Annotated in this window: 24 protein-coding genes; 8 read left to right on the top strand and 16 right to left on the bottom strand. The window is 60.1% G+C overall.

Annotated features, from left to right (window positions below; genetic code table 11):
• Positions 1–46: 46 nt before the first annotated feature.
• Positions 47–850: a 2,5-didehydrogluconate reductase DkgB gene (gene dkgB, locus AAEO81_RS09580; RefSeq protein ID WP_341963108.1), complete on the top strand. Its 804-nt coding sequence runs from the start codon at positions 47–49 to the stop codon at positions 848–850.
• A gap of 57 nt (positions 851–907) precedes the next feature.
• On the opposite strand, the gene AAEO81_RS09575 is transcribed toward dkgB, so the two are convergent.
• Positions 908–2,113: an FAD-dependent oxidoreductase gene (locus AAEO81_RS09575; protein WP_341963106.1), complete on the bottom strand. Its 1,206-nt coding sequence runs from the start codon at positions 2,111–2,113 to the stop codon at positions 908–910.
• Positions 2,114–2,477: 364 nt separating this feature from the next.
• Here AAEO81_RS09575 and AAEO81_RS09570 point away from each other — a divergent pair, with 364 nt between their 5' ends.
• Complete coding sequence (locus tag AAEO81_RS09570) at positions 2,478–3,035, top strand: Rrf2 family transcriptional regulator (RefSeq protein ID WP_341963103.1); 558 nt, start codon at positions 2,478–2,480, stop codon at positions 3,033–3,035.
• A 15-nt stretch (positions 3,036–3,050) separates the two neighbouring features.
• Here AAEO81_RS09570 and AAEO81_RS09565 read toward each other — a convergent pair whose 3' ends face one another.
• Complete coding sequence (locus AAEO81_RS09565; protein ID WP_166596701.1) at positions 3,051–3,389, bottom strand: DUF202 domain-containing protein; 339 nt, start codon at positions 3,387–3,389, stop codon at positions 3,051–3,053.
• Positions 3,386–3,790, bottom strand: a complete 405-nt coding sequence (locus AAEO81_RS09560) for a DUF202 domain-containing protein (RefSeq protein WP_166596700.1) — start codon at positions 3,788–3,790, stop codon at positions 3,386–3,388. The genes AAEO81_RS09565 and AAEO81_RS09560 overlap by 4 nt, the downstream gene beginning before the upstream one ends.
• Before the next feature lie 379 nt (positions 3,791–4,169).
• Between AAEO81_RS09560 and AAEO81_RS09555 the strand changes: the two genes are divergently transcribed.
• Positions 4,170–5,699, top strand: a complete 1,530-nt coding sequence (locus tag AAEO81_RS09555; protein ID WP_341963101.1) for a diguanylate cyclase — start codon at positions 4,170–4,172, stop codon at positions 5,697–5,699.
• A gap of 33 nt (positions 5,700–5,732) precedes the next feature.
• Here AAEO81_RS09555 and AAEO81_RS09550 read toward each other — a convergent pair whose 3' ends face one another.
• Positions 5,733–6,512, bottom strand: a complete 780-nt coding sequence (locus tag AAEO81_RS09550) for a DeoR/GlpR family DNA-binding transcription regulator (RefSeq protein ID WP_341963100.1) — start codon at positions 6,510–6,512, stop codon at positions 5,733–5,735.
• 201 nt (positions 6,513–6,713) lie between these two features.
• On the opposite strand from AAEO81_RS09550, the gene AAEO81_RS09545 reads away from it, so the two are divergent.
• The gene (locus AAEO81_RS09545) at positions 6,714–7,508 is read left to right on the top strand and encodes an SDR family oxidoreductase (protein WP_166596697.1); all 795 of its coding nucleotides are present in this window, start codon (positions 6,714–6,716) and stop codon (positions 7,506–7,508) included.
• A gap of 74 nt (positions 7,509–7,582) precedes the next feature.
• Here the strand turns inward: AAEO81_RS09545 and AAEO81_RS09540 are convergent, their stop codons facing one another.
• From AAEO81_RS09540 to AAEO81_RS09520, 5 genes are all read right to left on the bottom strand, one after another.
• Positions 7,583–7,759, bottom strand: coding sequence for a hypothetical protein (locus AAEO81_RS09540; RefSeq protein ID WP_166596696.1), 177 nt, complete (start codon positions 7,757–7,759; stop codon positions 7,583–7,585).
• Positions 7,760–7,871: 112 nt separating this feature from the next.
• A complete protein-coding gene (locus tag AAEO81_RS09535; RefSeq protein ID WP_341963098.1) occupies positions 7,872–8,813 on the bottom strand; it encodes a sensor domain-containing diguanylate cyclase in 942 nt (313 codons plus the stop codon).
• A 165-nt stretch (positions 8,814–8,978) separates the two neighbouring features.
• Positions 8,979–10,268, bottom strand: a complete 1,290-nt coding sequence (locus AAEO81_RS09530; protein WP_341963097.1) for a serine/threonine transporter — start codon at positions 10,266–10,268, stop codon at positions 8,979–8,981.
• Positions 10,269–10,496: 228 nt separating this feature from the next.
• Positions 10,497–11,819, bottom strand: coding sequence for an ATP-binding protein (locus tag AAEO81_RS09525; protein WP_341963096.1), 1,323 nt, complete (start codon positions 11,817–11,819; stop codon positions 10,497–10,499).
• A complete protein-coding gene (locus AAEO81_RS09520) occupies positions 11,816–12,499 on the bottom strand; it encodes a response regulator (RefSeq protein WP_166596691.1) in 684 nt (227 codons plus the stop codon). Before AAEO81_RS09520 ends, AAEO81_RS09525 begins: the two co-directional genes overlap by 4 nt.
• A 213-nt stretch (positions 12,500–12,712) precedes the next feature.
• Here AAEO81_RS09520 and dsbD point away from each other — a divergent pair, with 213 nt between their 5' ends.
• The 4 genes from dsbD (at position 12,713) to AAEO81_RS09500 (ending at position 16,755) form a co-directional block, all read left to right on the top strand.
• Entirely contained in the window at positions 12,713–14,449 is a 1,737-nt protein-coding gene (dsbD, locus tag AAEO81_RS09515) for a protein-disulfide reductase DsbD (protein WP_341963095.1), read from the top strand.
• On the top strand, positions 14,449–15,282 hold the full coding sequence (locus AAEO81_RS09510) for a TlpA disulfide reductase family protein (RefSeq protein ID WP_341963093.1): 834 nt from the start codon (positions 14,449–14,451) through the stop codon (positions 15,280–15,282). The genes dsbD and AAEO81_RS09510 overlap by 1 nt, the downstream gene beginning before the upstream one ends.
• 5 nt (positions 15,283–15,287) lie before the next feature.
• A complete protein-coding gene (gene dsbG / locus AAEO81_RS09505; RefSeq protein WP_341963091.1) occupies positions 15,288–16,046 on the top strand; it encodes a thiol:disulfide interchange protein DsbG in 759 nt (252 codons plus the stop codon).
• A 142-nt stretch (positions 16,047–16,188) separates the two neighbouring features.
• Positions 16,189–16,755, top strand: coding sequence for a TetR/AcrR family transcriptional regulator (locus AAEO81_RS09500; protein WP_341963090.1), 567 nt, complete (start codon positions 16,189–16,191; stop codon positions 16,753–16,755).
• A 61-nt stretch (positions 16,756–16,816) separates the two neighbouring features.
• On the opposite strand, the gene fabF is transcribed toward AAEO81_RS09500, so the two are convergent.
• From fabF to AAEO81_RS09465, 7 genes are all read right to left on the bottom strand, one after another.
• The gene (gene fabF / locus AAEO81_RS09495) at positions 16,817–18,091 is read right to left on the bottom strand and encodes a beta-ketoacyl-ACP synthase II (protein ID WP_341963089.1); all 1,275 of its coding nucleotides are present in this window, start codon (positions 18,089–18,091) and stop codon (positions 16,817–16,819) included.
• Positions 18,092–18,134: 43 nt separating this feature from the next.
• The gene (locus AAEO81_RS09490) at positions 18,135–18,941 is read right to left on the bottom strand and encodes an SDR family oxidoreductase (protein ID WP_341963088.1); all 807 of its coding nucleotides are present in this window, start codon (positions 18,939–18,941) and stop codon (positions 18,135–18,137) included.
• A 182-nt stretch (positions 18,942–19,123) separates the two neighbouring features.
• The gene (locus AAEO81_RS09485; protein ID WP_341963086.1) at positions 19,124–19,456 is read right to left on the bottom strand and encodes a helix-hairpin-helix domain-containing protein; all 333 of its coding nucleotides are present in this window, start codon (positions 19,454–19,456) and stop codon (positions 19,124–19,126) included.
• A gap of 187 nt (positions 19,457–19,643) precedes the next feature.
• On the bottom strand, positions 19,644–21,638 hold the full coding sequence (locus tag AAEO81_RS09480; RefSeq protein WP_341963085.1) for a nucleoside-diphosphate sugar epimerase/dehydratase: 1,995 nt from the start codon (positions 21,636–21,638) through the stop codon (positions 19,644–19,646).
• 103 nt (positions 21,639–21,741) lie between these two features.
• The gene (locus tag AAEO81_RS09475; RefSeq protein WP_341963083.1) at positions 21,742–22,758 is read right to left on the bottom strand and encodes a glycosyltransferase family 4 protein; all 1,017 of its coding nucleotides are present in this window, start codon (positions 22,756–22,758) and stop codon (positions 21,742–21,744) included.
• 114 nt (positions 22,759–22,872) lie between these two features.
• Positions 22,873–24,246: a phosphomannomutase gene (locus AAEO81_RS09470; RefSeq protein ID WP_341963082.1), complete on the bottom strand. Its 1,374-nt coding sequence runs from the start codon at positions 24,244–24,246 to the stop codon at positions 22,873–22,875.
• Between the two features lie 262 nt (positions 24,247–24,508).
• Positions 24,509–25,951 (bottom strand): MBL fold metallo-hydrolase, encoded by a 1,443-nt coding sequence (locus tag AAEO81_RS09465; protein WP_341963080.1) that lies wholly within the window; start codon positions 25,949–25,951, stop codon positions 24,509–24,511.
• Positions 25,952–26,088: the final 137 nt, after the last annotated feature.

The raw sequence follows: 26,088 nt of genomic DNA, 5'->3' as shown, positions 1-26,088 counted from the left end.
CCGGGATACTGGGCCTCACTTTTCACCTTCGCACTGGAGACTTTTCATGACTGTTCCTGCATTTGGCCTCGGCACGTTTCGTTTGAAAGATCAGGTCGTCATCGACTCGGTGAGCAACGGCCTGGACCTGGGCTACCGCGTCATCGACACCGCGCAGATCTACGGCAACGAAACCGAGGTCGGCACGGCCATTGCGCAAAGCGGCGTGCCCCGCGACGAGCTGTTCATCACCACCAAGATCTGGACCGACAACTACGCCGCCGACAAGCTGATCCCTAGCCTGAAAGAAAGCCTCGCCAAGCTGAAGACCGACCACGTTGACCTGACCCTGATCCACTGGCCTTCGCCGGGCGGCAAGGTGTCGGTCGCCGAATTCATGGGGGCGTTGCTGGAAGCCAAGAAACAAGGTCTGACCCGCGAGATCGGCGTGTCCAATTTCACTGTCGCGTTGATGGAAGAAGCCATCGCAGCAGTCGGTGCCGAGCACATCGCCACCAACCAGGTGGAACTGCACCCGTACCTGCAAAACCGCATCGTGGCGGACTTCGCCAAACAGCACGGCATCAAGATCACGTCGTACATGACCCTGGCTTACGGAGAAGTGCTGAAAGACCCGGTCATCGGAGCGATTGCCAAGCGCAATAACGCCACGCCCGCTCAGGTGACGCTGGCGTGGGCCATGCAGTTGGGTTACGCGGTGATTCCCTCGTCAACCAAACGCGCCAATCTGGAGAGCAACCTGAAAGCGGTCGACCTGAAACTCAGCGATGAAGACATGGCCGAGATCGCCAAGCTGGATCGCGGCCATCGCCTGACCAGCCCGGGCAGCCTCGCGCCGCAGTGGGATTGACGCCCCTGCAACACAGAAAAAAGGCGCCCAAGGCGCCTTTTTTTCGGATCGGTTTTCTTACGCCACGACAGGAATCAAAGGGTCCGCCGCCGCCAGCGCTGCTTCACGCTCGGCAACAGGCGGGTAGATCCACACCGAGTTGATCTGCTGCTTCACCGTCTTGCCTTCCTGCTTAGTCAGTTTCACCTGACGATCCCAGCCCTCAGTGAACACCGCGCCCCAGGCGCCGAGGTCCAGACAGGTGACGTATTTGACTTGGCTGTACGGGATCGGCGCCTCACCTATCAGGTCCGCCGCGACGTTGTTGCCGGCCGAGCGCCCCAGCGCAATGGCGTGCTGACAGGTCATCAGCGCGAAATTTCCCGCGTCGTCCGTGGCGGCATAGGCGGTGTCGCCCGTGGCAAAAATGTCTGACTGACCGATCACCTTGAGATTGCGGTCCACGTGCAGACGGCCGGAAGCATCGCGCTCGCCCGGAATCTGTTCGGTCAACGAACTGGCGCGCACACCGACGGTCCAGACCACAGTGCTGGCGTCGATACGACGACCGTCCGCCAAGGTCACGCCGTTGCTATCGACGGCGGCCACCGACGCATTCACCACCCACTCCACGCCCAGTGTCTCAGTCGCCTCGACGATGGACGGGCTGATGTTCTCACCCAAGGCCGCGCCCACCTTCACCCCGCGATCAACGATGATGACGCGAACGTTGGCATCGGCACCGAGCGCGGCGCGTAAACGGGCGGGCATTTCAGTGGCGGTTTCGATACCGGTGAAGCCGCCTCCCGCCACCACCACAGTATTGCGCGTGGCCGACTCAGGCTGTTTGGCCAGTGCCTTGATGTGTTGCTCAAGACGAATCGCTTCGGCCATCGCATCGACGTCGAACGCGTGTTCAATGCCAGGAATCGACGCCGGACGCACGACACGGCTGCCCGCGGCCAGAACCAGTTTGTCGTAGTTGATCGAAGTTCTATCGCCGTTGGCACCGGTGTAGCTGACCGATTTGCCATTCACATCAAGGGTGTCGGCCTTGCCTTTGATGAACGTCACGCCCACTGCATCGAACAACGGCCCCAGCGGCGACTGCATCTGATGCACGTCCTGCTCGTAAAAACGGGGGCGCACACCGAGTACCGCTTCCGGCGCCAACACGGTCACTTCCACGTCGTTGCGGTCGTGTTTGTCCAGCAAACGCGTGGCGCTCAGCGCACTCCACATGCCACCAAAACCCGCGCCGATGATCAGAATTCGCTTTTTCATTGTGTGCTCCAAAAAAAGTAACAAGCCGCTTTCAAGGTGGGTCGCAGTGGCCATGGCAGGCAATCGCGCCACGGAGACCTGTGAAGGTTCGGATGAGTCGGAGTTAGCAGCCGCCTCAAAACAACTACGACTCTATTGATCGTAGTTGTTTTGAGCAAGCGGTATTTCAAGATCGAGGGACGTTGCCCTGCCAAAATATTCAATAAAAACGTTATAAATTAGTAACTTAACGAATATTACCGGCCGTCCACTTTGTCACGACCGAGCGAATATCGCCTGCCACCGGTCATCTGGAAGCGCTGTTTCTTGCAGTAATCCACGCAAATTGTTAGCTTTTGCACGATCAATTCAGTCGGAGATTCGAATGTCTCTTTACAGCGCCGGTGTCGAGTACGGGATTCATTGCCTGCTGTATCTGGTGGACGAGCGTGGCGACAGCCGTGAGGCGAGCGTGCGTGACCTCGCCGAGTTGCAGGGCGTGCCTCAGGAATACCTGGCGAAAGTGTTCACCAAACTGGCGAAGGCCAAGTTGGTCGTCGCGACCGAGGGCGTGCGCGGGGGCTTCAAGCTGGGCCGCCCTTCAGATGAGATCACCCTGCTGGACATCGTGACGGCCATCGATGGGCGCAAGCTGATTTTCGATTGCCGGGACATCCGGGGACGCTGCGCGGTGTTCGACGGCTGTGCGCCGAGTTGGGCAACAGAAGGCGTTTGCGGGATCAACGCGGCCATGCTGACGGCGCAGAAACGCATGGAAGAAGCGCTGGCGCAACAGACCATTCTCGACCTCGCACGCCGCACCGGACGCAAGGCGCCGCCGGAGTTTGGCGGTCAGATCAACGATTGGCTCAGCGAGCGCAAGGAAAGCCGTGCATCGGGCAATGACAATCAGAACATTCCGGTGGTCGCGGTCGAAAAGTGATGCCCGGTCTAAACCTCATGCAAACCCGACCGCGTACAGCCCCATCGCACTGAGCACGATCACCGTGCCGCCCAGCACCACCACTTCTCGCAATGGCGCAGGGATGCGCTCTTGTTTCAGGCCCTTGGCACTTTTGCGATAGCGGGCGTTGAGGGCGATCTGAATGAGCAGCGCCGCCATCAGCGAGAAGACGATGGGCATCAACGCGATCAGCCCGAAACGCGGTATCCAGCGCAGAAAAATCGTACACACCACCAGCAGGGTCATCAGCGTGCGTCGCCACGCCAGCAATGTTCGCTCCGGCTGCAACCCCGGATCGTCATGCCCCAGCGTCTGCGGCCCGCGACGGCTCATGGCGCGCCATAAATGAGAAAGACGATCAGCCCCGTCGCCACCAGCGCGCCACCCAGCGAGAGGATCGGCACCAGCACCGGCAACGGCAATGGTTTGCGCAGACGCATGGCCCGCTCAACCTTCAACCAACGCAGGCACGCACTGGCACTGACCAGCAACGCCAACACCAGCAGCGACAGCGCCACCGCACGGCGCAGGCCCGGCGTGAAGACCTCTCCGGTGAACGCTTCCACGGCGATGCCACCGGCAAGAAACGCCAGCGCGGTGCGAATCCACGCCAGAAAGGTGCGTTCGTTGGCCAGGGTGAAACGTGGATCGGGTTCGCAACCACCGCCCAGCAAGGATGCAGACAGGCGATCGCGATCAGGAGAAGGGGCTTTGCCGGAGTCCGGAGAATTCATGTCGCACCGTGGTCGGGTAGATGCCGATGATCATACCGGTCATGACCCGCAAACGCCCGCATTGGCAGCGACATGAAGATGTCTGTGGCCGCAAGCGCAGCCGCGCGGTGGTAGCGGATTATTGAGCTGACATCAGGCTGAAAACAGACGCGGCGTAAGGGTGAGTCCAAAGGAGGAGACACTTACGAATGACTTCGCTGCTACAAGAGGCTTACTTTCCAGATAAATGACCTGGGCCTTACGATTTTTCCCTTCAAAATCCCTGACTTGTCCTACGCTACGTGTCAGACGGTCGCAGTTGCGAAACCGGGTGCGGCGAATAATGGAGCGTTCGTCACCAGGGTTTGTCTTAAATCGTAGACGTCAACGAGGGCGGGGCTTGAGACAAGTAGAAGGAACGGACTTCAACGCTAGGAATCGGCGTCTGAAGCGTATGCCTGTGCTGTGGCTGGCGGGATTTTTTACCGTACTGGTGTGTTTTTCGATCACCAGCATTACGTTGTGGCAGTTGCGCCAGACCCGTAATCATGAACTGGAAATCGCGGACACCACGGCCGCCAACCTCTCACGCTCAATGGCGCAGCAGGCGGACGACACCTTCGATCAAGCCGACATTCCCGTGGCCGGCATCGTCGAACGCCTCAACTACGACGGTTTTGCGTCCGCCAAAAGCCCACGCATGCATGACTACCTGCGCGCCACTGCGGCCAGCGTCGAGCAGATTCAGGGTTTGTTCATCTACGACAAGGACGGCAACTGGGACGCGACGTCGCTGAATCACATGCCAGCCAACGCCAATAACGCCGACCGCGAGTATTTTCAGTTTCACAAATCCATCGACAGCAACCTGCCGCACATCGGGCAGGCCATCCGCAGCCGTACCACCGGCGACTGGATCATCCCGGTGTCCCGCCGCGTCAACGATGCGCAAGGTCAGTTCGCGGGCGTCGTGCTGGCCACCATTGAGCTGGCTTACTTCGAGCGCTTCTTTGATCGCTTCGACATCGGTAAACACGGCGTCATCACCTTGACCACCGCTGACGGCACGGTGCTGGCCCGGCGCCCGACGCTGGGGAATATTGGCAGCGTGTCGATTGCCGACGGCGAGCTGTTTCGCAAGTACCTGAAAGAACATTACGAAGGCACCGCAACGGTCCGCTCGATCATTGACCATGAGCTGCGCCTGTACGGCTACAAGCGTCTGGACCGTTATCCATTGGTGGTGCTGGCGGGACTTTCGGAACAAGAGGTGCTAGCGGAGTGGCGGCAGTACGCCTGGCGCTCATTGGCGATCATCATCTGTGTCGTGATCGCCAATCTGCTGTTCGGCGTGCTGCTGTTCCAACAGATTCGCTTCGGCCTCAACGCCGAATCCCAGCTGCGCATCGCCAGCCACTCGCTGGAAAAGTTGGCCTTGCAGGACGGCCTGACCGGTCTGGCCAACCGCCGCCACTTTCAGGAAATCCTCGGTCTGGAGTTCGTCGCCGGTCAGGCGAACCTGCACCCATTGAGCCTGATCATGATCGATATCGACTACTTCAAGAGCTACAACGACAACTATGGGCACGTGGCTGGCGACAAATGCATTGTCGCGGTGGCCGAATGCATACGCAGCAACCTGAACCGCACAGGGGACCTGGCGGTGCGCTACGGCGGTGAAGAAATGGCCGTGTTCCTGCCGTACAGCGATGCCCACGGCGCCTTTGCACTGGCGGAAAAAATTCGTCTGAGCGTGCTGGCCCGTGCCATCGAGCACAAAGGCAACCCCGATGGCGTCGTCAGTATTAGCCTGGGTGTCTACGGCTGCGCGGCCCATCAATGCCCGACCATGGAAGCGTTCGTCGAACGTGCTGACATTGCGCTTTACACTGCCAAGCATGAAGGCCGCAACCGGACCGTGATGGGCTGAAGACGTTAACGTTTCGATCAGTCTCCAAGATCGTCAGCTCGTCTGTGCGATCACGATCTGCGCGACCTTCCCGCGAAACAGCTGCAAACGGTCTTCCGGCGCATCCGCTTCGACCACCAATGCGCCGACGTCTTCGCAAGACGCCACCTGGTAATGCGCAATGCTCGCCAGCTTCGCGTTGATCACCGCCACCGCGACCTGACCGCTGCGCGCCACCACGGCCCGCTTGAACTCCGCCACCTCCATGTCAAACGCCGTCACGCCCTTCACCGCATCCAGCGCGCAGGCACCGAGGAAGCACAGGTCAAAATTGAAATGGCTCAACTGCTGAATCGTGGTGAAGCCATACGCACTCCCCGCCACCGGACTCAAGCGCCCGCCCAGGAGAATGACCTCGACCTTCGGCAGCTTCATCAACTCGACGGCGATCAGCGGCGCGTTGGTGGTGATCGTCAGGGCTATGTTCGGGTCGATGGCCCGGGCAATGGCGAGATTGGTCGAACCGCCGTCGATGAACACATGCTGTCCAACACCGATGAGGTTCGCAGCGGCGATGCCGAGTGCGCGCTTACGATTAGGCTCATGCTCGATCCGCGCCGTGATCGGTCCATCAGAAGCCAGCGAAATCGCACCGCCGTACACCCGTTTGCACAACCCCGCCGCTGCCAGAGCCCCCAGGTCCCGACGAATCGAATGCTCGGAAACGTTGAACTCCGTCGCAAGGTCTGCGGCAATCACGCGCCCTTGTGCAGCCAGGCGTTCAGTGATCTGACGCTGACGCTCGCCGGGGAAAACTTCGGGACTGGCAGACATAAAGGCCTCGACATCAAGCGGAATCGGTCATGAACGAGCAGGATCATGATTGCGGTTGGGGGTGGTGTCAAACCAGAGGTTGCCTATGCTCACAGGCCTGAGGACGGCGTCAACGAAAACGCGATTGCCCGCGTGATCCCCCTGAACCCCTCTCGGTTTCAGCACTCCATCTTTCTTTCGACCTTAACGGAGACATCCCACATGAAAATCGATTTGACCGGCAAGACAGCCCTGGTAACCGGTTCGACGTTGGGCATCGGTTACGCCATTGCCAAGGGCCTGGCGGAGACAGGCGCCGAGGTGATCGTCAACGGACGCAAAAAGGACGCAGTCGATGCGACTGTGGCGCGCATCCAGAGCGAAGTGCCGGGTGCGAAATTGCGCGGGGTGGCGACGGATGTGGGCACGTCGGAGGGCTGCGAGGCCTTGGTGAAGGCAGTGCCGAAAGTGGACATTTTGATCAACAACGTCGGCATCTACGGTCCGCAGGATTTCTTCGACACCCCGGACGACGTGTGGCAACGTTTCTTCGATGTCAACGTGATGTCGGGGGTCCGTCTGTCCCGCGCCTATGCCGATGACATGGCAAAAAACGGCTGGGGCCGGATCGTGTTCATCTCCTCGGAGTCGGGCCTGAACATTCCGGCGGACATGATTCACTACGGTTTTACCAAAACCTCCAATCTGTCGATTTCACGCGGGCTGGCCAAGCGTCTGGCAGGCACGGGCGTCACGGTCAATGCCGTTTTGCCGGGGCCGACCCTGTCCGAGGGCGTTGCTGACATGCTGAAAGACGAGGTGAAAAAATCCGGCAAATCCCTGGAAGATTGCGCAGCGGATTTTGTGATGGCCCATCGTCCCAGTTCGATCATTCAGCGGGCGGCGACCATCGAAGAAGTGGCAAACATGGTGGTGTACGTGTCGTCGAAACAAGCGTCAGCCACCAGTGGCGCGGCCTTGCGTGTGGATGGAGGCGTGGTGGATACCATCGCCTGATCAGCGCTGAAACGTCGGTGACCAGGGGCGCACAACCGTGACACCCCTGGTCTTTCTCGGCGGTATCAAGGTGTCTATTCCTCCTCTTCTTCCTCGTCGTCCACTAGTGTGAACCAGGGTTTCAGTTCGCTGAGCTCGAAGGTGTCTGACTCCGCTCTGGCTCGCCCGATGCGGGGAAAGTCAGTGGGTTTGAATGAAACTGACGAGTCCAGAAATTCCGCGCTCGCCGATACTACGGATTTGTCAGCCATGTTTGAGCCTCCCTGTCCAAAGATGCGCGTAAGAACGCCGGGAGACTATAGACCAGCCTCGCGAACCACTCGTCGATTCGCGACCCGCCGGTCATGAAACACCGTCAGCGCCTCAAAACTCGCCGTATTCAGCGCGCATCCGACCGTTGCGCTTGACGTGGTACAGCAGCCCATCCACCTGTTCGATGAAGGACACCGCGCTGGCTTCAGCACCCGGCATCGTGGTGCCCACGCCCAGGCTCAGCGTCAGCAATGGCGAAACCTCTGATTTCTCATGGGCGATCTGCTGCTGACGGACCAATTGCATGCACTTGTCCGCCACCTTGCGTGCGGCCTCCTGATCGGTGTTCGGCAACAGCCAGACGAACTCTTCACCGCCGATGCGGGCAATGAAATCGCCGGGATTGTTGGCCGCCAGCGTTAGCGTCTTGGCCACCGTGCGCAAGGCTTCATCACCCTTGATGTGCCCGTAACGGTCGTTGTACTGCTTGAAGTAATCGATATCCAGAATGATCAACGACAGTGGCTGACCGGTCTCTTTAGCACTGGTCCACTCGCGCTCCAGCACCGTGTCGAACATGCGTCGATTGGCGATGCCGGTCAGGCCGTCTTGATAGGAAAACGCCTCCAGTTGCTTTTGCAGGCGCACCAGGTGCTCCTCGGTTTTCTTGCGCTCGCTGATGTCGAACATGAAGCCCACCAACGCCTCGACTTCGCCACGCTTGCGCACCACATGGACCACGTCGCGAATCCACACGTACTCGCCATCCTTGGTCAGCGCGCGGTAATCGGCCTCGTGATCGACACCCGCCTTGGACTGCGAGACGCAGAAATTCACCACGTAATCGCGATCATCCGGGTGCATGCGTTCCACCCAGTCATTGATACCCACCCAACTGCCCTGCTCCCAGCCCAGCAATTGCTCGATCTGCGGACCGATGTAGCTGAAGGTCATGCTCTGCCAGTCGATTCGCCATGGAATCGCCTTCGTCGACTCAAGCAGGGTTTTGTAGACATCGCTCTCAGTGCCAGACGGCGGAATGGAATCGCTCATGATCGGTCACGTTTTCAGGCTGAAAAAGGTGGTGAGAGCATGTTGCCACTACGCCGCGTGCGCAATAGCCGACACAGGCGAGCGTCGGGATTTCGGATCATCGGCAGCGGACGGTCCACCAGCGGCGCCCGATGAGCCACCCGGACGCCGGTAAACAGACAAAACCTAAGGCATCAACGAATAGACCAGCGCCGAAATCGACACCAGCCCCACCACCACGACGAACACGTTGGACAGCTTGCCCGCGTATTGACGCATCGCTGGCACCTTGCGCACGGCGTACATCGGCATCAGGAACAGCAACGCCGCGATGACCGGCCCGCCCAAGGTTTCGATCATCCCGAGAATGCTCGGGTTGAGGGTTGCCACCAGCCAGCAGACCACCAACATGAAACCGGCGGTCAGACGGTCCAGCGTCCGTGGCGAAGGACGACGGCCGCTTTTGATCACCAGCCCCTTGAGGCCTTCACTGGCGCCGATGTAATGGCCCAGGAACGATTTGGTGATCGCCACGAACGCAATCAGCGGCGCAGCGAACGCGATGGTCGGGTTGCTGAAATGGTTGGCCAGGTAGGACAGGATCGACAGGTTTTGCGCCTTCGCCTCGCTCAATTGCTCGGGCGACAGGGTCAAGACGCAACTGAACACGAAGAACAGCACCATGACCACCATCAGCCCGTGGGCGCGAGCGAGGATCTGCGTACTGCGCGGCTCGGCCTGTTCGCCGTATTGGCGCTTCTGATCCACGGCGAAGGCGGAAATGATCGGTGAATGGTTGAACGAGAACACCATCACCGGGATCGCCAGCCACAGCGTGTGCAGCAAAGCAGACGGCGCAGGCACGCTGGTCGCGGTGGTGAGGATGCCGCCGGTCCAGTGAGGAATCAGAAACACGGCGAGAAACAGCAGTGCGACGATGAACGGATAGACCATCAGGCTCATGGCCTTGACGATCAGTTGCTCGCCGCAACGCACCACGGCCAGCAGGCCGATGATCAGCACGAACGCCAGGATGGCCCGAGGCGGCGGCTGAACGTGCAATTGATGTTCGAGAAAGCTGGTCACGGTGTTGGTCAGCGCCACGCTGTAGATCAGCAGGATCGGGAACACCGCGAAGAAATACAGCAGCGTGATGAGCGCGCCGGCCTTCTTGCCGAAATGCTGCTCGACCACCTCGGTGATGTCAGCGCCTTCACGGCCGGACAACACGAAGCGGGTCAGGCCGCGGTGCGCGTAGAACGTCATGGGGAACGCCAGCAACGCCAGGATCAGCAAGGGCCAGAAGCCACCGATGCCTGCGTTGATCGGCAAAAATAGCGTGCCTGCCCCGATGGCGGTGCCAAACAGCCCGAGCATCCAGGTGGTGTCCTGACGCGCCCATTTGGTCATGCCTGTGGTCGCGCCTGCGGGCGCGGCGTCGAGGGTTCGCTCGACGCTGTTGGCCTGATCGTTCATCCGGTCGATTTCTCCGTTGCCGGTGATAGCTACAAGGTCAAAAGCGCGTCGAAAAGCTCGGCAGTCAGCGCCCCTGACCGGTTCTCTACAGGGAAAGGGGCGCGATTGTCCGGGATTAGGGAACAGAATCAAAGGGTTGTCGGAGGGATGGTCGTGCTTTCAGAAATCTCTGACGGGTGAACGCGACAAAATTCCGCAATCGTAAATCCGTATTCCAGGCGTTCACCGTTACATTCGCCGCAACGGCACGCTGAGTTCCACGCGTAACCCGTCACTGCGGCTGTCGAACTTCAACGAACAGTCGCAGCGCTGAACGATGGCCTGCACGATGGCCAATCCGAGCCCCGCACCAGGGCTTTTGCCGTTGCGCCAGAAGCGCTGGGTGAGCTTGTCGAGGTCCGGCTCGGGAATGCCCGGCCCGTAATCCCGCACGCGGAAATGCGCCTGACCGTTGAATGTTTCCACGCTCAATTCGACCCGTGCGCCTGCCTGTGTGTGGCGCAGGGCGTTGTCCAACAAGTTGCGCAATGCCGCCACGGCCAGCGCAGCCGGCATTTCGACCGGTGCTGTGGATAACTGCGACGGCAGGATCAGCTCGATGCGCGAGTCATCACCATGGTTGGCGTCGTGAATGGCCAGCCGTGCGACTTTCTCGGCGTCGCACTGCACGCCATCGTCGAACGACAGGCTGCCCTCGACCCGCGCCAGCAACAACAGTTGCTCAAGGGTCCGGTGCATGCGGTCGGCGCCCTCTTCCGCGTGGGCCAATGACCGGTCGCGTTTTTCACCCTCGGTCATGCGCGCCACTTGCAGGTGGGTCTTGATGGCGGTCAGCGGGCTGCGCAGTTCGTGAGCCGCGTCCCCTGTCAGCCGACGTTCGCGCTCAAGGGTCTGTGCGATCCGCTGAAACAGCTGATTCTGGCTGATCAGCAGGGGCTGCAATTCGCTGGGCAGATTGGGCACGTCCAGCGGCTCGACGGAATCGGCGCTGTGGCGGTTCAGCGCGTCACGCATCCGGTTCAACGGCGCCAGCCCTCGCCCGATGCCGAACCAGACCAGAATCAGACTGCCGAATAGCGCCACCAGCACCGGCACTGAAGCTGCCAGTAGCACCGAATGGCCGAGGACGTCCCGCTCGATCTGCCGGTCTGCCGTACTGACCCGCACGTTGCCGTGCATCATCGTGTACACGCGCCAATGCTCGCCGTTGATCATCTGGTCGACGAAGCCGCTGGAATCGGCTTTCAGGGGTTCCGCAGGCGAACTTTCGGTGCGCGCCAGCACCTGGCCGCGCAACGAACTCAACTGGCAGGCCATGCCATTGGGAATGCTCAACTCCCCGGCGCGCAGGGTTTTGCCATCGCCGTCGGTGGGCATCTGCATCTGTTCGAGCAGCCCGGCGACCATGCGCGCCGAGGCTTCTAGCCGCTGGTCGAGGGATTCCATCATCTGCATGCGCAAGTCGCGCAGCATCCACGCCGCCGCCAGCACCCAAATGACGATGAACGCCGAACCCAACGTCAGGCTCAGGCGCGTTCTCAGGCTCATCATCGCTGCGGCTCCGGCAAGTCTCCGGCAGGCCCCAGCCGATAGCCGAGGCCACGAACCGTTTCGATGATGCCGCCACCCAGCTTGCGGCGCAGGTGGTGAATATGGACGTTAAGGGCGTTGCTCTCGACTTCGTCGCCAAACCCGTACACGCAGTCCTTGAGCTGCTCGCTGGAGAGCACACGGCCGTTGTTGTTGAGCAAGGCTTGAAGCAGCGCCTGTTCACGGCGCGACAGGTCCACCGGCTGACCGGCGAGGCGGGTTTCGCGGCTGCTGGGGTCGTAGGTCAACACACCGTGCTCGATGACATTGACGCTGCGCCCGGCCATGCGTCGCACCAGTGTGTGCAGGCGGGCGCTCAGCTCGCGCAGGTCGAAGGGTTTGAGCAGGTAATCGTCGGCCCCGGCCTGAAGGCCATCGACGCGGTCGGTGACGGTGTCGCGTGCGGTGAGGATCAGCACGGGAATGTCGGTGCCCTGCTGACGCAACTGGCGCAGCAATTTGAGGCCGTCTTCGTCGGGCAGACCGAGGTCCAGCACCATGACGTCGAAATGCGCCGCCGCCAGCATCGCCCGCGCTGCGGACGCCGTCGCCACGCGATCCACCGTCAGACCTTGGGCATCCAGACCGGCCACGATACCGCTGGCAATCAGGTCGTCGTCTTCACAGAGCAGTACGTGCATGAGGCGGCCTCGAAAAAAAGGCGATTGAAACAGAGTGGGATTAAGGGTGGATTATGCACGATCCCGGCCTGCGACATGGCCCGTGCCCAGGCCAAATCTGACCTGCCAACACCCAATCGACCCCTCTGTGCGATGTCGCTTCTCGCCCCCGTTAATCACCCCTTAATCACCTTCACGCACTCTCCCGCCATCAATAATCGACCGAGGTTGGGCATGCGCAGGTTGTGGGTTCTGGTGCTTCTGTTATTTCCATTGTTGGCTCAGGCGCTGCCGGGCGGGGATCTGTTCAACAAGAAGCCTGATTTTCTGCCGGTCGGACAGGCGTTCATGTTCAGCTCCGAGCGCCTGCCAACCGGTGAAACCCGGCTGTATTGGCAGATCGCCGACGGTTATTACCTCTACCAGAAACGCCTCAAATTCGACGGCGTGAAACCTGACCAGCAACCGACGCTCCCGACGGGCGAAGACCACAACGACGAGTATTTCGGCCAGCAACAGGTCTATCGACAAGGCCTGGAACTGGTCATCCCCGCGTCTGCCACCGGCCAAGTGAAAGTCGGCTGGCAAGGCTGTGCGGATGCAGGGCTGTGCTATCCGCCGCAAAGCCAGACGGTCGACCTGGGCGGCGGCAACGCCAATGTGGTCGAGGGCCAGGCGCAGGATCAGGCGCTGGCCAGCACCCTCCAGGAACGCTCGCTGGGCTGGAGCCTGTTGATCTTCTTTGGGCTGGGCCTGTTGCTGGCGTTCACCCCTTGTTCCCTGCCGATGCTGCCCATCCTGGCGGGCGTGGTGGTGGGCAGCGGTGCCCGACCTCGCCGGGGCTTCGCATTGGCCGGGGTGTACGTGCTGAGCATGGCGCTGATCTACGCCGGGCTGGGCGTGGTCGCGGCGCTGCTCGGCGGCAATCTGCAATCGACCCTGCAACAGCCGTGGTTGCTGGGCAGTTTCGCCGGGCTGTTCGTTCTCTTGTCACTGCCCATGTTCGGTTTCTTCGAACTGCAACTGCCCGCTTTTTTGCGCGACCGGCTGGAAAACGCCGGGCGCCAGCGTCAGGGTGGCAGTCTGGTTGGCGCGGGGGTTTTGGGCGCGTTGTCAGGCTTGATGGTCGGTCCGTGCATGACGGCCCCACTCGCCGGCGCCTTGCTTTACATCGCGCAGAGCGGCAATGCCCTGCACGGCGCGCTGGTGCTGTTCGTGATGGGTTTGGGTATTGGTCTGCCGCTGCTGCTGATCGTCACCTTGGGCAATCGCTTCCTGCCGAAACCGGGGGCATGGATGGATCTGGTGAAAGGCGTGTTTGGCTTTTTGCTGCTCGGCACGGCGCTGATCATGATCCGTCCGCTGCTGTCGGAAAGCCTTTGGCTGGCGCTGTTTGGCGGCCTGCTCCTGATCGTTGCGTACAGCGCCGTGGTGCAGACCCGGACGTTGAAACGCGCCGCGCTGATCGCTGCACCTGTCGGTCTGGTCGTAGGGTTATGGGGCGCGATGATGTTGGTTGGCGCAGCCGGTGGCGGCGACGATCCGTGGCAGCCCTTGAAGGTTTACAGCGGGTCTCGGTCTGGCGGCAGCGCCGAACGTCACGACGCCTTCACCACCCTCAAAGACCCCGCCGCGCTCGACCGCGAGTTGGCGGACGCCAAGGCCAGCGGTCAATGGGTGCTGGTGGATTACTACGCCGACTGGTGCGTCTCCTGCAAGATCATGGAGAAAACCGTGTTCGGCAAAAACGAGGTGATTCAAGCGTTGAGCGGCGTGCGCCTGCTGCGGCTGGACGTAACGGCCGACAACGACGCCAGCCGTGAATTGCTCCAGCGCTACCTGGTGCCCGGTCCGCCGACGCTGCTCTGGCTCGGTCCCGATGGGATTGAACGCCGCGAACGACGCATCACCGGCGAAGTCGATGACCAAGCCTTCACCCGGCAATGGCAAGCCACGCGGGAGCACGGCTGATGCTGAGCGTCGCCCTTGGTCCTTTCGCCCTGGCGATTGATCACCTGTTGTTGCTCGGCGCGTTGGCGCTGGCAACGCTGGTGGGCTGGCTCGTCGGACGTCGGCGGAAGGTGAACCCCGAGCGCGCGATCTTTGGGCTGTTCGTGGTCGGCGTGCTGGTCGCGCGGCTCGGTTTCGTGATTGCTTATTGGAGCCAGTACCGGCGCCACCCCTTCAATATCATCGACATCCGTGACGGCGGGTTTCTGGTCTGGCCCGGGCTCGTGACGGTTCTGATCGGCAGCGTGATCTGGGGCTGGAACCGGCCCGCCGTGCGAAAGCCGTTGGGGGCAGGCGTGGCGAGCGGCCTGCTGTTCTGGTGGCTGGCAGGATGGGGGATGAGCGTGTGGCACGCGGATGCCCGGCTGCCTGACATGACCGTGCTCAACGCTGCGGGCCAGCCGGTGCACGTCCGTGATTTTCAGGGCAAGCCGCTGGTGGTCAACCTCTGGGCAACCTGGTGCCCGCCCTGCCGCCGCGAAATGCCCGTCTTGCAAGCCGCGCAACAGGCCAACGCCGACGTGACTTTTCTATTCATCAATCAGGGTGAAACGCCCCGCGACGTCGCGACTTTTTTCGCGAGCCAGGGTCTGCATCTGGACAACGTGTTGTTCGACGTCAACGGCCAATTGGCGGAGCACGTGGGGTCAGCCGCCCTGCCGACCACCCTTTTCTATGGCCCTGACGGACGCATGTCGGGGACGCACATGGGCGAACTGTCCAGCGCCAGCCTTCGGCATTCTCTGGACGTCATCAGCGAACCAACGCCCTCTCTTTCTAGGAGCATTCAATGAGTTTCATGCGACTTTCCGTTTTGGCCGCCTCGGGCTTGATCGCGCTGCAAGGCGCATGGGTACAGGCCGAAGAATTGCCTGCACCGATCAAGGCGCTGGAAGCCAAGGGCGCCACCATCAAAGGTACGTTCGATGCGCCGGGCGGGCTGAAAGGCTACGCCGCGCAATACCAACAACAGGCCATGGCGTTCTACCTGACGTCCGATGGTAAACACGTACTGGCCGGGAATCTGTTCGATGAGAAAGGCGAAGACCTGAGCGAAGCGCCGCTGCAAAAACTGGTCTATGAGCCCATGACCAAGGCAGTGTGGAGCCAGATGGAGAACAGCACCTGGATCGCCGATGGCGCTAAAACCGCGCCCAAGGTCATCTACCTGTTCAGCGACGCCAACTGTCCTTACTGCAACATGTTCTGGGAACAGGCGCGGCCATGGGTCAAATCCGGCAAGGTCCAGTTGCGCCACATCATGGTCGGCGTGATCCGCGAAGACAGCGCTGCCAAGGCCGCAACCCTCCTTGCCGACGCCAACCCCGAAACCGCGCTGCAAAAACACGAGCAGGCTGGCCAGAGCAGCACCCTGAAAGCAATGTCCACGATTCCCAAGGACATTCAGGCCAAGCTCGACGCCAACATGAAGCTGATGACCGACTTCGGCCTGTCAGCAACCCCGTCGATTTTCTACAAGGACGCCGCCGGCCATTTGCAACAACAGCAAGGCGCGCCACGGCCCGAAGTGCTGGCGAAGATGATGGGGCCGAAGTGAAACCCACGTTCTGACGCTGACCTTCTGAGTGTGACCTTCTGACCAATGGCAACCTGGCTCGAAAAGTGGATACTGCATTGGCGCACCATACGTGTAAAAATGTCGATCACCATTTCAAGAGCCAAAGCGGGAGGCTCGTTCAATGCGTTACGCCGAAGATCATAAAGCCCAGACCCATCAGCGCATCCTTCACGAAGCGGCTTCACGCTTTCGTCGTGACGGCATCGGCGCCACCGGTTTGCAGCCATTGATGAAGGCACTGGGCCTGACTCATGGTGGCTTTTATGCCCATTTCAAATCCAAGGACGATCTGGTCGAGAAAGCACTGCGGTGTGCCGTCGACCAATTGAATGAATCACGGGCCGCAAAGCTGGCGGGAGACGAATCCGCCGCAGCGTTCATCGACATGTACCTGGCACCCGAGCACCGGACTCAACCGGAAGAAGGCTGCCCGTTGACCACCATGTCGTCGGAACTGGGCCAGCGCGGCCAGCCAAGCGAGATCACCGACGAACTGATCCACCGCATGCTGTCCACCCTCGAAACCGGCATGCCGAGCCAACAGGAGAGCCGCGACAAAAGCGTGATGATCATGGCGGGCCTTGTTGGGGCGATGGTGCTCGCTCGCAGTGCAAAAGACCCGCAACTGGCCGAACGCATCCTGCAAACCACCCGCGAGCAGCTGAAGCAGCAAATCGCCGAAGCTTGAAATCGCCGAAGCCTGATATGAAAAAGCCCCTGACATGACCGTCAGGGGCTTTTCCGTTGCCTCAAGGATGCCAGCGTCGGAACAGCGCGCTGGCGTTCACCCCGCCAAAGCCGAACCCGTTCGACAATGCGTACTCGATCGCCATCGGGCGTGCCTCGCCGTGCACGATGTCGATCCCCGTGGCGGCTTCGTCCGGATTATCCAGATTGAGCGTCATCGGGGCGATCTGGTCGCGAATGGCCAACGCGGTGAAGATCGCTTCGATCCCGCCCGCCGCACCCAACAAGTGCCCGGTAGCGGACTTGGTTGAAGTGACCGCGATGCCATTCTGGTCGCCGAACAGCTTTTTGATCGCCGCCATTTCTCCTTTGTCGCCCACCGGCGTGGAGGTGGCGTGCGCGTTGAGGTGCTGAATGTCTGACGGTTTGATGCCCGCCTGACGAATCGCCGCCTGCATCGCACGACGCGCCCCGCTGCCATCTTCCGGCCCTGCCGTCAGGTGATAGGCATCGGCGCTGGTGCCATATCCCACCAGTTCGACGATGGGTTTCGCACCCCGGGCCAGCGCGTGGTCCAGGGTTTCGATCACGACGATGCCTGCGCCCTCGCCCATGACAAAACCGTCGCGATCCCGATCAAAAGGGCGGGACGCACGCTCTGGCGTGTCGTTGAAGTCGCTCGACAACGCCCGCGCCGCCGCAAAGCCGCCCAGCGCCACGCGGTCGACACAGGCCTCGGCGCCGCCACAGATGGCGACGTCGGCCTCACCGGCCAGAATCATCCGCGCCGCGTCGCCAATGGCTTGCACCCCGGCGGCACACGCCGTCACCGGTGCGCCCAACGGACCCTTGAAGCCGTGCTGAATTGACACGTGCCCCGCGGCCAGGTTGACCAGAAACGACGGGATGGTGAACGGCGACAGTCGGCGCGGGCCACGGCTATCAGTGGTGCGTACGGCATCCGAAATGGACACGAAGCCGCCGATGCCGGAGCCGATGATCGTCGCCGTGCGCTCACGCTCCTCTTCTGTCGAAGGGGTCCAGCCCGCCTGTGCGACCGCTTCCTGAGCCGCCGCGAGGGCGAACAGAATGAAGCGGTCCATTTTCTTCTGTTCTTTGGGGGGCGCTGCCTTGTCGGCGTCGAACCCCGCCTCGGGGTCGTCAGCCAGCAGTGGCACGACGCCACCCACTTTGCCAGGTAAGTCCGCCACGGTTTCGTCAGGCAACCGGACGATGCCGGAACGCCCTTCAAGCAATCGGCGCCATACAGCCTCGACCCCGGTGCCCAATGGCGTCACCAGTCCCATCCCCGTCACTACAATGCGACGTTCGCTCATGCGTTCACCTTTTCAGCTTTCAGTACGTAGACCCGACGCCCATTCAAGCGCCTGGCGTTTTGTAGCGCGCTGCCGCGTGCTGCAACGAAAGATTCGGACCCAGTGCCAAGCGCGCGCTGACGAAAGCATCCCACTCGGCAGCGTTGGCCAGCGATGGAATGGTCACCAGCTCTTTCTGATCGAACCCGGCCAAGGCCGCGTCAACCATCTCGTTCACGTCCATCACCATCTCAGGGGGAAATGCGTTCAGGTCCATGCCTGCGCGCTCCCAGATTTCGGTGCGCGTCGCCCCAGGCATGACGGCCTGGATCTGCACGCCCTTGTCGCCAATCTCAGCGTTCAACGACTGGGTCAGGCTCAGCACATAGGCCTTGCTGGCGGTGTACACGGCGTTGAAGCGTTCGGGGATCATCGGCACCACCGAGGCGATATTGACGATAGCGCCACGGCCACGCGCCAGGAAGCCAGCCGCTGCGGCCGACGCCAGGTGAGTCAGCGCCACGATATTGAGCTGAATGAGGCGATTGACCTCGTTCAGGTCGGCCTCTGCCAATGGACTGTTGGAGGCCACACCGGCGTTGTTCAACAGCAGCGTGATCGAAGCGTCGTTGCGCAAGCGTTGCTCGACCGTGGAAATGTCTGACGCGTTGGTGAGATCGGCCTTGAGCACTTCAACGTTGACGGACGTTGTCTTGCGCAGATCGGCGGCCAGCGCCTCAAGCCGTGTCTGATCCCGTGCGACCAACAACAGGTCGTATCCCCGTTTGGCCAACCGGTTCGCGTACGTGGCACCGATGCCTGAAGAAGCGCCAGTAATCAGGGCTGTACCTTGGGTGTGGGTCGTGCTCATGGGGTTTCTCCGTGGACAGTGAGAATAGCAACGAGCGCATATTACGCCCATAATTTAGAAAATTATATGTTGAACGACATTTTCAATGTCAACCCCTCGCTGCTCCGTTACAGCGACAAGCCCCGGGCTACGGCCAAAAAAAAGACCGATCAGTGATCGGTCTTTTCCATGTCATGCAGCGGTCAGTCGATGGCGAGTTTATCCCGATTTTTGTCCAGCAATGCCTTGCCGATACCTTTGACTTCGATCAACTCATCGACCGACGTAAACGCGCCGTTTTCGTCACGATAGGCGACGATCGCCTCCGCCTTGGCTGCACCGATTCCTGACAGCGTTTTTTGCAGGGCTTCCGCAGAAGCGGTGTTGAGGTTGATACGCTCGCTCTGCTCCGAAGGTGCAGCAACCGCAGGCGCGGGGGCGTTGGGAGTTGCCGAAGCGGCGGGTGCCGCGTTGATGGCAACGGAAGTGCTGGCCAGCAGGCCGAACAGGAGGGACGACAGATAGGACATACGCATGAGTAACGCTCCATGACATCGTGGGTGGGGAAACAGCATTCCTGAGCTGCTTTCCAAACCTAGACGATGGTCATGAAGGGTCAATGCGGGGATGAGTGACGGAATGTGTACCGCCCGCAAGCCTAAGGAATACGGGCGCTACAGCGATTAAGCAGAAAAAATCACAGCGTAAGCGGAAGTGTCGGACTCACGGCTCGTTACGGCGTTGTTGGTGAATCCAGTCGACGATCTCACCTTCCGGTGCGTAGCCGCTGACCGTGTCGCCCAGGATCTGGCGCACTTTGTCGTAATCATCGTCATCCAGCGCCTTGAGGAGCAGCGTCAGGCTCTGCTTGAACGCATCCCACGACAGGTGATCCTCTTGAGCGCTCATGATCATCGGGTGACTGGTCACCGCCACGTTGTCGCCGATCAACAGCTCCTCGTAAAGCTTCTCACCCGGACGCAGCCCGGTGAACTCGATGGAGATGTCGCCATGAGGGTTCTTGTCTGAACGGATGCTGAGCCCAGACAGATGAACCATTTTCTCGGCCAGTTCGATGATTTTCACCGGCTCGCCCATGTCGAGCACAAACACGTCGCCGCCCTGCCCCATCGAACCCGCCTGAATCACCAATTGCGCGGCTTCTGGAATGGTCATGAAGTACCGGGTGATCTTCGGGTGCGTAACGGTCAGAGGACCGCCTGATTTGATCTGCGAGTGGAACAGCGGAATCACCGAGCCGGACGAGCCCAGCACGTTGCCGAATCGCACCATGATGAATCGGGTCTTGTTCACTTGGTGCACGTTCGCCCGGTCGCCGAACATCACTGGCGCTGTTTCGCGGCTCAATGCCTGCAAGATCAGCTCGGCCAGCCGCTTGGTGCTGCCCATGATGTTGGTGGGTCGCACGGCCTTGTCGGTGGAAATCAGCACAAAGTTGGAGACCCCCGCCTGCAACGCCGCCTGCGCCGCGTTCAATGTCCCCACCACGTTGTTGATCACGCCTTCAGCAATATTGTGCTCGACCATTGGCACGTGTTTATAGGCCGCAGCGTGGTAAACGGTGTCCACCCGCCAAGTCTTCATCACGTCCAGCAACTTGGCATGGTTACGCACGGAGCCAAGGATCGGCAGCACTTTGACCTTCAAAGACTCACGCGCAATGCGTCGCTCCAGCTCCGAGAGGATCGTATAGAGGTTGAATTCGCTGTGGTCCAGCAGCAACAGCGTGGTGGGTTTGTGCAGCACGATCTGACGGCACAGCTCCGAACCGATCGAGCCACCCGCCCCGGTCACCAGCACGCATTGATTCTTGATGCAGTGTTCCAGCAGGTCTTCCTGGGCAGGTACGGCATCGCGTCCCAACAGGTCGGCGATGTCGACTTCCTGAAGGTCATCGACTTTCACCCGGCCAGCGGCCAGATCGGAAAAATTCGGCACACTGCGCACGTGAAGCGGGAACCCTTCCAGAAACCCGAGGATTTCCCGACGACGCGCTCTGGCCGAGGACGGGATTGCCAGCAGTATCTCCTGTGCCCCGGTCACGTCGATCATTTGCTGGATGTGTTTGGGCTTGTAGACCTGCAGCCCGGAAATCACGCGGTTGGAGATGGAATCGTCATCGTCGATAAACGCCACTGGGCGCATCGAACGGCCCATCCGCAGCGCCGCCACCAGTTGGTTGCCAGCGGCACCTGCGCCGTAGATCGCGACTTTCGGCAAGCCGTCATCGCGCGTGGCAAACGGAACATGCTGCACGGCGGAGAACCAGTCGCCCAAAAAATACTGACGCATCGCGAGGCGCAGGCCGCCGATCATCACCAGGCTCAGCCACCAGTAGTTGAACATTACCGAGCGCGGCACGACGTGCTGATGGTTGCTGTAGAGATACACCACAACGCCCAGAATCAGCGCCGACAGGCTGACCGCCTTGATGATCGCCACCAGCGCATCATTGCCGAAATAGCGCATGACCGCCCGGTACATGCCAATTCGGATGAACAAGGGAATGGCAATGACAGGCGCGCTAGCAAACAGCCAGGTGTGAATGGTCAGTGGATTGATCAGGTCGTCGATGCCGAGGCGGACTACGAAGGCCATCCACAGCGCGAACCAGACCAGGCAGACGTCTGTCGCGACCTGAATGATTCGTTTATAACGACGCGGCAACGCGAGCAACATGACGCGCAACTTTTCCATGAATCCCTCGATCACGAGTTCAATCTCCTATCGACCTGAAACATGGGTGCTTGATTCCAGCATGACGCAAGAAATACACCACCCCTGCCGCCCGACGGGGCATTCAGCTCCGTTCAAGTTGTCCTGCCCTGAACCCGATCACCAGGATCACCAACGGGACATAAGCGACGATCAGAGCGATCGCCCCATCGACACCGAAGTGGGTGACCGCAATGGCGACCGGCAACAGCCAGAACAGGTTGATTACACCGACTGCGGACGTCACTGGAAGGTGCTTGCCATATTTGCGCGAGGCGAATTGGTAAGCATGACTTCGGTGAGCCTCATAGATCTTGTCTCCTCGGACGAGGCGACGGATGAGGGTAACTGTAGCGTCTACGATGAAAACCCCGAGAAGAATAAGCCATGCCCAGAGTAACTGCGAGGAAATCCACGCGGCCTGCAGTGACAAAACGCCCAATATGATGCCCAAAAACCCGCTTCCGGCATCCCCCATGAAGATTTTCGCAGGGGGAAAATTCCAGATCAGGAAACCGAAAACCGCAGCTGCCAGCAGCAACGGTTGCCACATCATCTCGGCATGGTCGCCCAAGAGGTAGATCAGCGCGGCCCCCAGGCACACGCAGACCGCTTCGACACTGGCAATGCCATCGATACCGTCCATGAAGTTATAGAGGTTCAACAACCACACCAGATAGAGCGCCGCCAGCCCATGGCCGATCCAACTCAACTCAAACGTTGCACCGAAAAAGGTCACCGGCGGCAGTCCGCCCAGCCAGCACAATGCCCAGATGGCGGCGAAAAAATGGCCCAGCAGACGCCAACGCGCAGCGACATGCCCGTGATCGTCCAGAAAACCAAGCGCTGCGATGCCCAGACCAGCCCCCGCCATGGCCGCAAACGCCGCTGAACTCAGCACGCCTTCGCCGAACAGCACCGCGAGCGCCACCAGGTAGCTTACGACAATGGCTACACCGCCGCCACGAGGCGTCGGGACAGTATGCGAGCTTCTGCCATTGGGAATATCCAGCAGGCTTTTATGCAATGCATAGCGCCGAAGCCAATAGGTAAACGCGAAAGAACAGCCGATTACAGCGACCGCCAACCACCCATGATTCATTTTTGATCCGTTATAAAAAGGTCGACTGCCTGACTACCGCTACCACTGTCATTTCAATAAAAAAACAGCGACGGCCCTGGATGCCGGGAGCATCAGGGCCACCACCGTGTTGGATCAGCCGCCGTTGAGCAGTTGCTCGATCTCCTTGACCTTGGCCTCGACCAGCTGTGGGTCGCGTCGGCTTTCGACGTTCAGACGCAGCAGCGGCTCAGTGTTGGAGCCGCGCAGATTAAAGCGCCATTCAGGGAATTCAAGGCTGATGCCGTCCGTTTTATCGATGTTCGAACAGATCGGGGTGTAATGGTCCAGCACCTTACCGATGATGGCTTTGACGTCCGTCACCTTGTAGTTGATTTCGCCGCTGCACGGGTAGGCGGCCATGCGTTCATCCACCAGTTGGGAGAACGTCTTGCCGGAAACGGACATCAGCGCCGTGACCAAGAGCCAAGGGATCATGCCGCTGTCGCAGTAGGCGAAGTCGCGGAAGTAGTGGTGCGCGCTCATCTCGCCGCCGTACACCGCGTCTTCCTTGCGCATGCGTTCTTTGATGAAGGCGTGACCCGTCTTGCACAGCACCGGCGTGCCCCCCGCCAGATTGACCTGATCGATGGTGTTCCAGGTCAGGCGCGGGTCATGAATGATCTTCGAGCCAGGGTGCTGTTTGAGTAGCATTTCCGCGAGCAGACCGACCAGGTAGTAGCCTTCGACGAAACGGCCGCGCTCATCGAAGAAGAAGCAGCGGTCGAAGTCGCCATCCCACGCCAGCCCCAGGTCACACTTGTGCTCCAGCAAGGCATCACGGGTGATGCTGCGGTTTTCGGGCAGAAGCGGGTTGGGCACGCCGTTGGGGAAATGGCCGTCGGGCTCGGCGTTGATGATCACCCATTCGAAGGGCAGCTGCGATTTGATCGCTTGCAGCGCTGGGCCGACGGCGCCATTGCCAGGGTCCGCGAGAATTTTCAACGGACGCAATTCGGCGCCTTCGACATAGTTGAGCAGGTGCTTGATGTAAGCGCCTTTGTCGGGCCATGATTTGACGCTACCTGACTGCGCGGCGACCGTGCCGAGGTCGCCGGCGTCTACTCGCTGGCGAATGGCATCGAGGCCGGTGTCGCCACTGATCGGACGGGATTCGCCCTTGACCAGTTTCATGCCGTTGTAACCCTTGGGGTTATGACTGGCGGTGACCATCACCCCGCCATCTGCGACGTAGTGGCTGGTTGCAAAATAGACTTCTTCGGTTCCGCACAATCCGATGTCGATGACATCCGCGCCAGCGTCCAGGATACCTTGGGTCAAGGCCTGGGCCAGCGCCGGGCTTTCGAGACGCATGTCTCTGCCGACCACGATATTTTTGGCACCCAGTTCGACCACCATGGAGCGCCCAATCCGATAGGCGATGTCGGCGTCCAGATCATTGGGGACCTGGCCACGGATATCGTAGGCTTTGAAGCAACGGGTCTGAATAACGGGATAGTCGGGATTCATGTGTAAAAACCTATGCGACGAAAAAACCCGAAGGTTCCTCTGTTCAGTATGAAGCAGCCCATCCATCGGACTGCACGCTACCCTCGCGCACAACAGCTTGAGGCGAGGGTTAGGCAGTAAAAATTGAGTTTTGTTAATCACTGAGGCGTAATTATCTTCGAAACGGAGAAAACCGTCTCGAATGATTTGATAAAGCCATCCCACGCCATCACAACGATACAGGCCATTCCGTGACGGTGTGATGAGCGTCGCAAGGCATTCATCACGTCACCACAGGACGATCCGAACGATGGGCGCTGCGGGCTTCCAGTTTCTGCTTGAGCTTTCTTTTCGCCTCCGGCTCGCCGTGGACCAGCCGGATTTCGTACGGCAACACGTCCATGCCCATGACGAAGTCCACCAGACCTTTTTGGTCAGCATGGGCAGAGTAGCCACCGAGGTTTTCCACACCGGCCTTTATCTCGTAACGTTGTTTGTCGAGCTCGACGTAGCCACCTTTTGGCCCATAAGCCTGAATGGCCGCCCCGGGGGTGCCCTTCGCCTGATACCCCGTGAACACTACGTTGTGGCGCGGATCACCCAGCATGACCTTGAGGTAATCAACGATGCGTCCACCCGCGCACATCCCGTGACCGGCAATGACAATCGCTGGCCGCCCTGTACTCGCCAGATAATTCACGGTTTGAAGATGCTCGGCGTGGCTGTTGATCGTGATCAACTGTTTGAAGCCGAGGGGCTTACGGCCGCTACCGAGCCGCACGACGGCTTCCTCATCCCACATGTCATCAAATGACTGATACACCTGAGTCAATCGCTGAGCCAGCGGCGAATCGAGGATCACGGGCAATAGCGGCCAATTGACCGGCAGCGCGGTGTCCACCGAGGGGGATACCTCGCTCAGGCCCGATAACGCCTTGCGGTGCAGGATATCTTCAATTTCATACAGCAACTCTTGAGTCCGCCCCACGCTGAATGCCGGGATCAGCACACTGCCATGGTCTGCCAACGCCTTGTCAATGACGGCTTCAAGACGGACTTGCCGGGTGGCGCGGTCTTCATGCTGACGATCGCCGTAAGTGCTTTCCAGCACCAGCACGTCGGCGCGTTCGGGAGATTGGGGATCGGGCAGAATCGGCGTGTGGGATGAACCCAGGTCGCCTGAAAACACCACACGCTGGTGACGCTGCTCAAGGGGGTAACTGACATCGCATTCGACATAGGCCGAACCCAGAATATGACCGGCGCGCTGTAAACGGATACGACAAGTGACTTCAGGGGTTTCAACAACGCTGAACCAGGTATCGAACGGAAGCGCAATGACGCGTTCATTGATCAGTTTCAGGTGATGGGCGATCTGTTGCGTATCGCGACCCCACTCCAGTTTGAAGGCATCCTCAAGCACTAACGGCAGCAATTTGGCAGAAGCCTCACTGCAAAGGATTGGCCCTTTGAAACCCGCCGCTAACAACTGGGGTATGCGGCCCACGTGATCAGCGTGGACATGCGTCACGATCAGCAGCTTCAGGGTCTCGACAGAAAAGTCGACCGCCGCCGACATGCCGAAACGTTCCCGGAGATCCGCTTCAAGACCTTGAAACAAACCGCAGTCGATCAACAGGCCGTGGGCGGCATCCAGTTGCAATTGGTGACAGGAGCCTGTAACCCCCTCCCCTGCACCGTGATGAATGATGTCTGGATAAATCATGAGCTTGCTTCCCGATCCGCTGGCTGAAAAGCGGCGCAGCTTAACCGTGCTGAATACAGGCTTCAGCCGTTAAGGTTTTGCGAGAGTTTTCGGAAGCATTCGGGAATACATTTCCTGACAGGAAATGTTAGTGCGTA

It is taken from the genome of Pseudomonas sp. RC10, from assembly GCF_038397775.1.
Lineage (GTDB): Bacteria > Pseudomonadota > Gammaproteobacteria > Pseudomonadales > Pseudomonadaceae > Aquipseudomonas > Aquipseudomonas bambusae.
This window is presented reverse-complemented; position numbering and strand designations above follow the sequence as displayed.

Excerpts from the sequence above, each read along its gene's own strand:
- AAEO81_RS09475 (WP_341963083.1), bottom strand. The coding sequence starts at position 22,758 with ATGAATCATGGGTGGTTGGCGGTCGCTGTAATCGGCTGTTCTTTCGCG.
- AAEO81_RS09540 (WP_166596696.1), bottom strand. The coding sequence starts at position 7,759 with ATGGCTGACAAATCCGTAGTATCGGCGAGCGCGGAATTTCTGGACTCG.
- AAEO81_RS09485 (WP_341963086.1), bottom strand. The coding sequence starts at position 19,456 with ATGCGTATGTCCTATCTGTCGTCCCTCCTGTTCGGCCTGCTGGCCAGC.
- AAEO81_RS09570 (WP_341963103.1), top strand. The coding sequence starts at position 2,478 with ATGTCTCTTTACAGCGCCGGTGTCGAGTACGGGATTCATTGCCTGCTG.
- AAEO81_RS09530 (WP_341963097.1), bottom strand. The coding sequence starts at position 10,268 with ATGAACGATCAGGCCAACAGCGTCGAGCGAACCCTCGACGCCGCGCCC.
- AAEO81_RS09520 (WP_166596691.1), bottom strand. The coding sequence starts at position 12,499 with ATGCACGTACTGCTCTGTGAAGACGACGACCTGATTGCCAGCGGTATC.
- fabF (WP_341963089.1), bottom strand. The coding sequence starts at position 18,091 with ATGAGCGAACGTCGCATTGTAGTGACGGGGATGGGACTGGTGACGCCA.
- dkgB (WP_341963108.1), top strand. The coding sequence starts at position 47 with ATGACTGTTCCTGCATTTGGCCTCGGCACGTTTCGTTTGAAAGATCAG.
- AAEO81_RS09470 (WP_341963082.1), bottom strand. The coding sequence starts at position 24,246 with ATGAATCCCGACTATCCCGTTATTCAGACCCGTTGCTTCAAAGCCTAC.
- AAEO81_RS09490 (WP_341963088.1), bottom strand. The coding sequence starts at position 18,941 with ATGAGCACGACCCACACCCAAGGTACAGCCCTGATTACTGGCGCTTCT.
- dsbG (WP_341963091.1), top strand. The coding sequence starts at position 15,288 with ATGCGACTTTCCGTTTTGGCCGCCTCGGGCTTGATCGCGCTGCAAGGC.
- AAEO81_RS09545 (WP_166596697.1), top strand. The coding sequence starts at position 6,714 with ATGAAAATCGATTTGACCGGCAAGACAGCCCTGGTAACCGGTTCGACG.
- AAEO81_RS09560 (WP_166596700.1), bottom strand. The coding sequence starts at position 3,790 with ATGAATTCTCCGGACTCCGGCAAAGCCCCTTCTCCTGATCGCGATCGC.
- AAEO81_RS09550 (WP_341963100.1), bottom strand. The coding sequence starts at position 6,512 with ATGTCTGCCAGTCCCGAAGTTTTCCCCGGCGAGCGTCAGCGTCAGATC.
- AAEO81_RS09500 (WP_341963090.1), top strand. The coding sequence starts at position 16,189 with ATGCGTTACGCCGAAGATCATAAAGCCCAGACCCATCAGCGCATCCTT.
- AAEO81_RS09465 (WP_341963080.1), bottom strand. The coding sequence starts at position 25,951 with ATGATTTATCCAGACATCATTCATCACGGTGCAGGGGAGGGGGTTACA.
- AAEO81_RS09535 (WP_341963098.1), bottom strand. The coding sequence starts at position 8,813 with ATGAGCGATTCCATTCCGCCGTCTGGCACTGAGAGCGATGTCTACAAA.
- AAEO81_RS09575 (WP_341963106.1), bottom strand. The coding sequence starts at position 2,113 with ATGAAAAAGCGAATTCTGATCATCGGCGCGGGTTTTGGTGGCATGTGG.
- AAEO81_RS09525 (WP_341963096.1), bottom strand. The coding sequence starts at position 11,819 with ATGATGAGCCTGAGAACGCGCCTGAGCCTGACGTTGGGTTCGGCGTTC.
- dsbD (WP_341963095.1), top strand. The coding sequence starts at position 12,713 with ATGCGCAGGTTGTGGGTTCTGGTGCTTCTGTTATTTCCATTGTTGGCT.
- AAEO81_RS09565 (WP_166596701.1), bottom strand. The coding sequence starts at position 3,389 with ATGAGCCGTCGCGGGCCGCAGACGCTGGGGCATGACGATCCGGGGTTG.
- AAEO81_RS09510 (WP_341963093.1), top strand. The coding sequence starts at position 14,449 with ATGCTGAGCGTCGCCCTTGGTCCTTTCGCCCTGGCGATTGATCACCTG.
- AAEO81_RS09480 (WP_341963085.1), bottom strand. The coding sequence starts at position 21,638 with ATGGAAAAGTTGCGCGTCATGTTGCTCGCGTTGCCGCGTCGTTATAAA.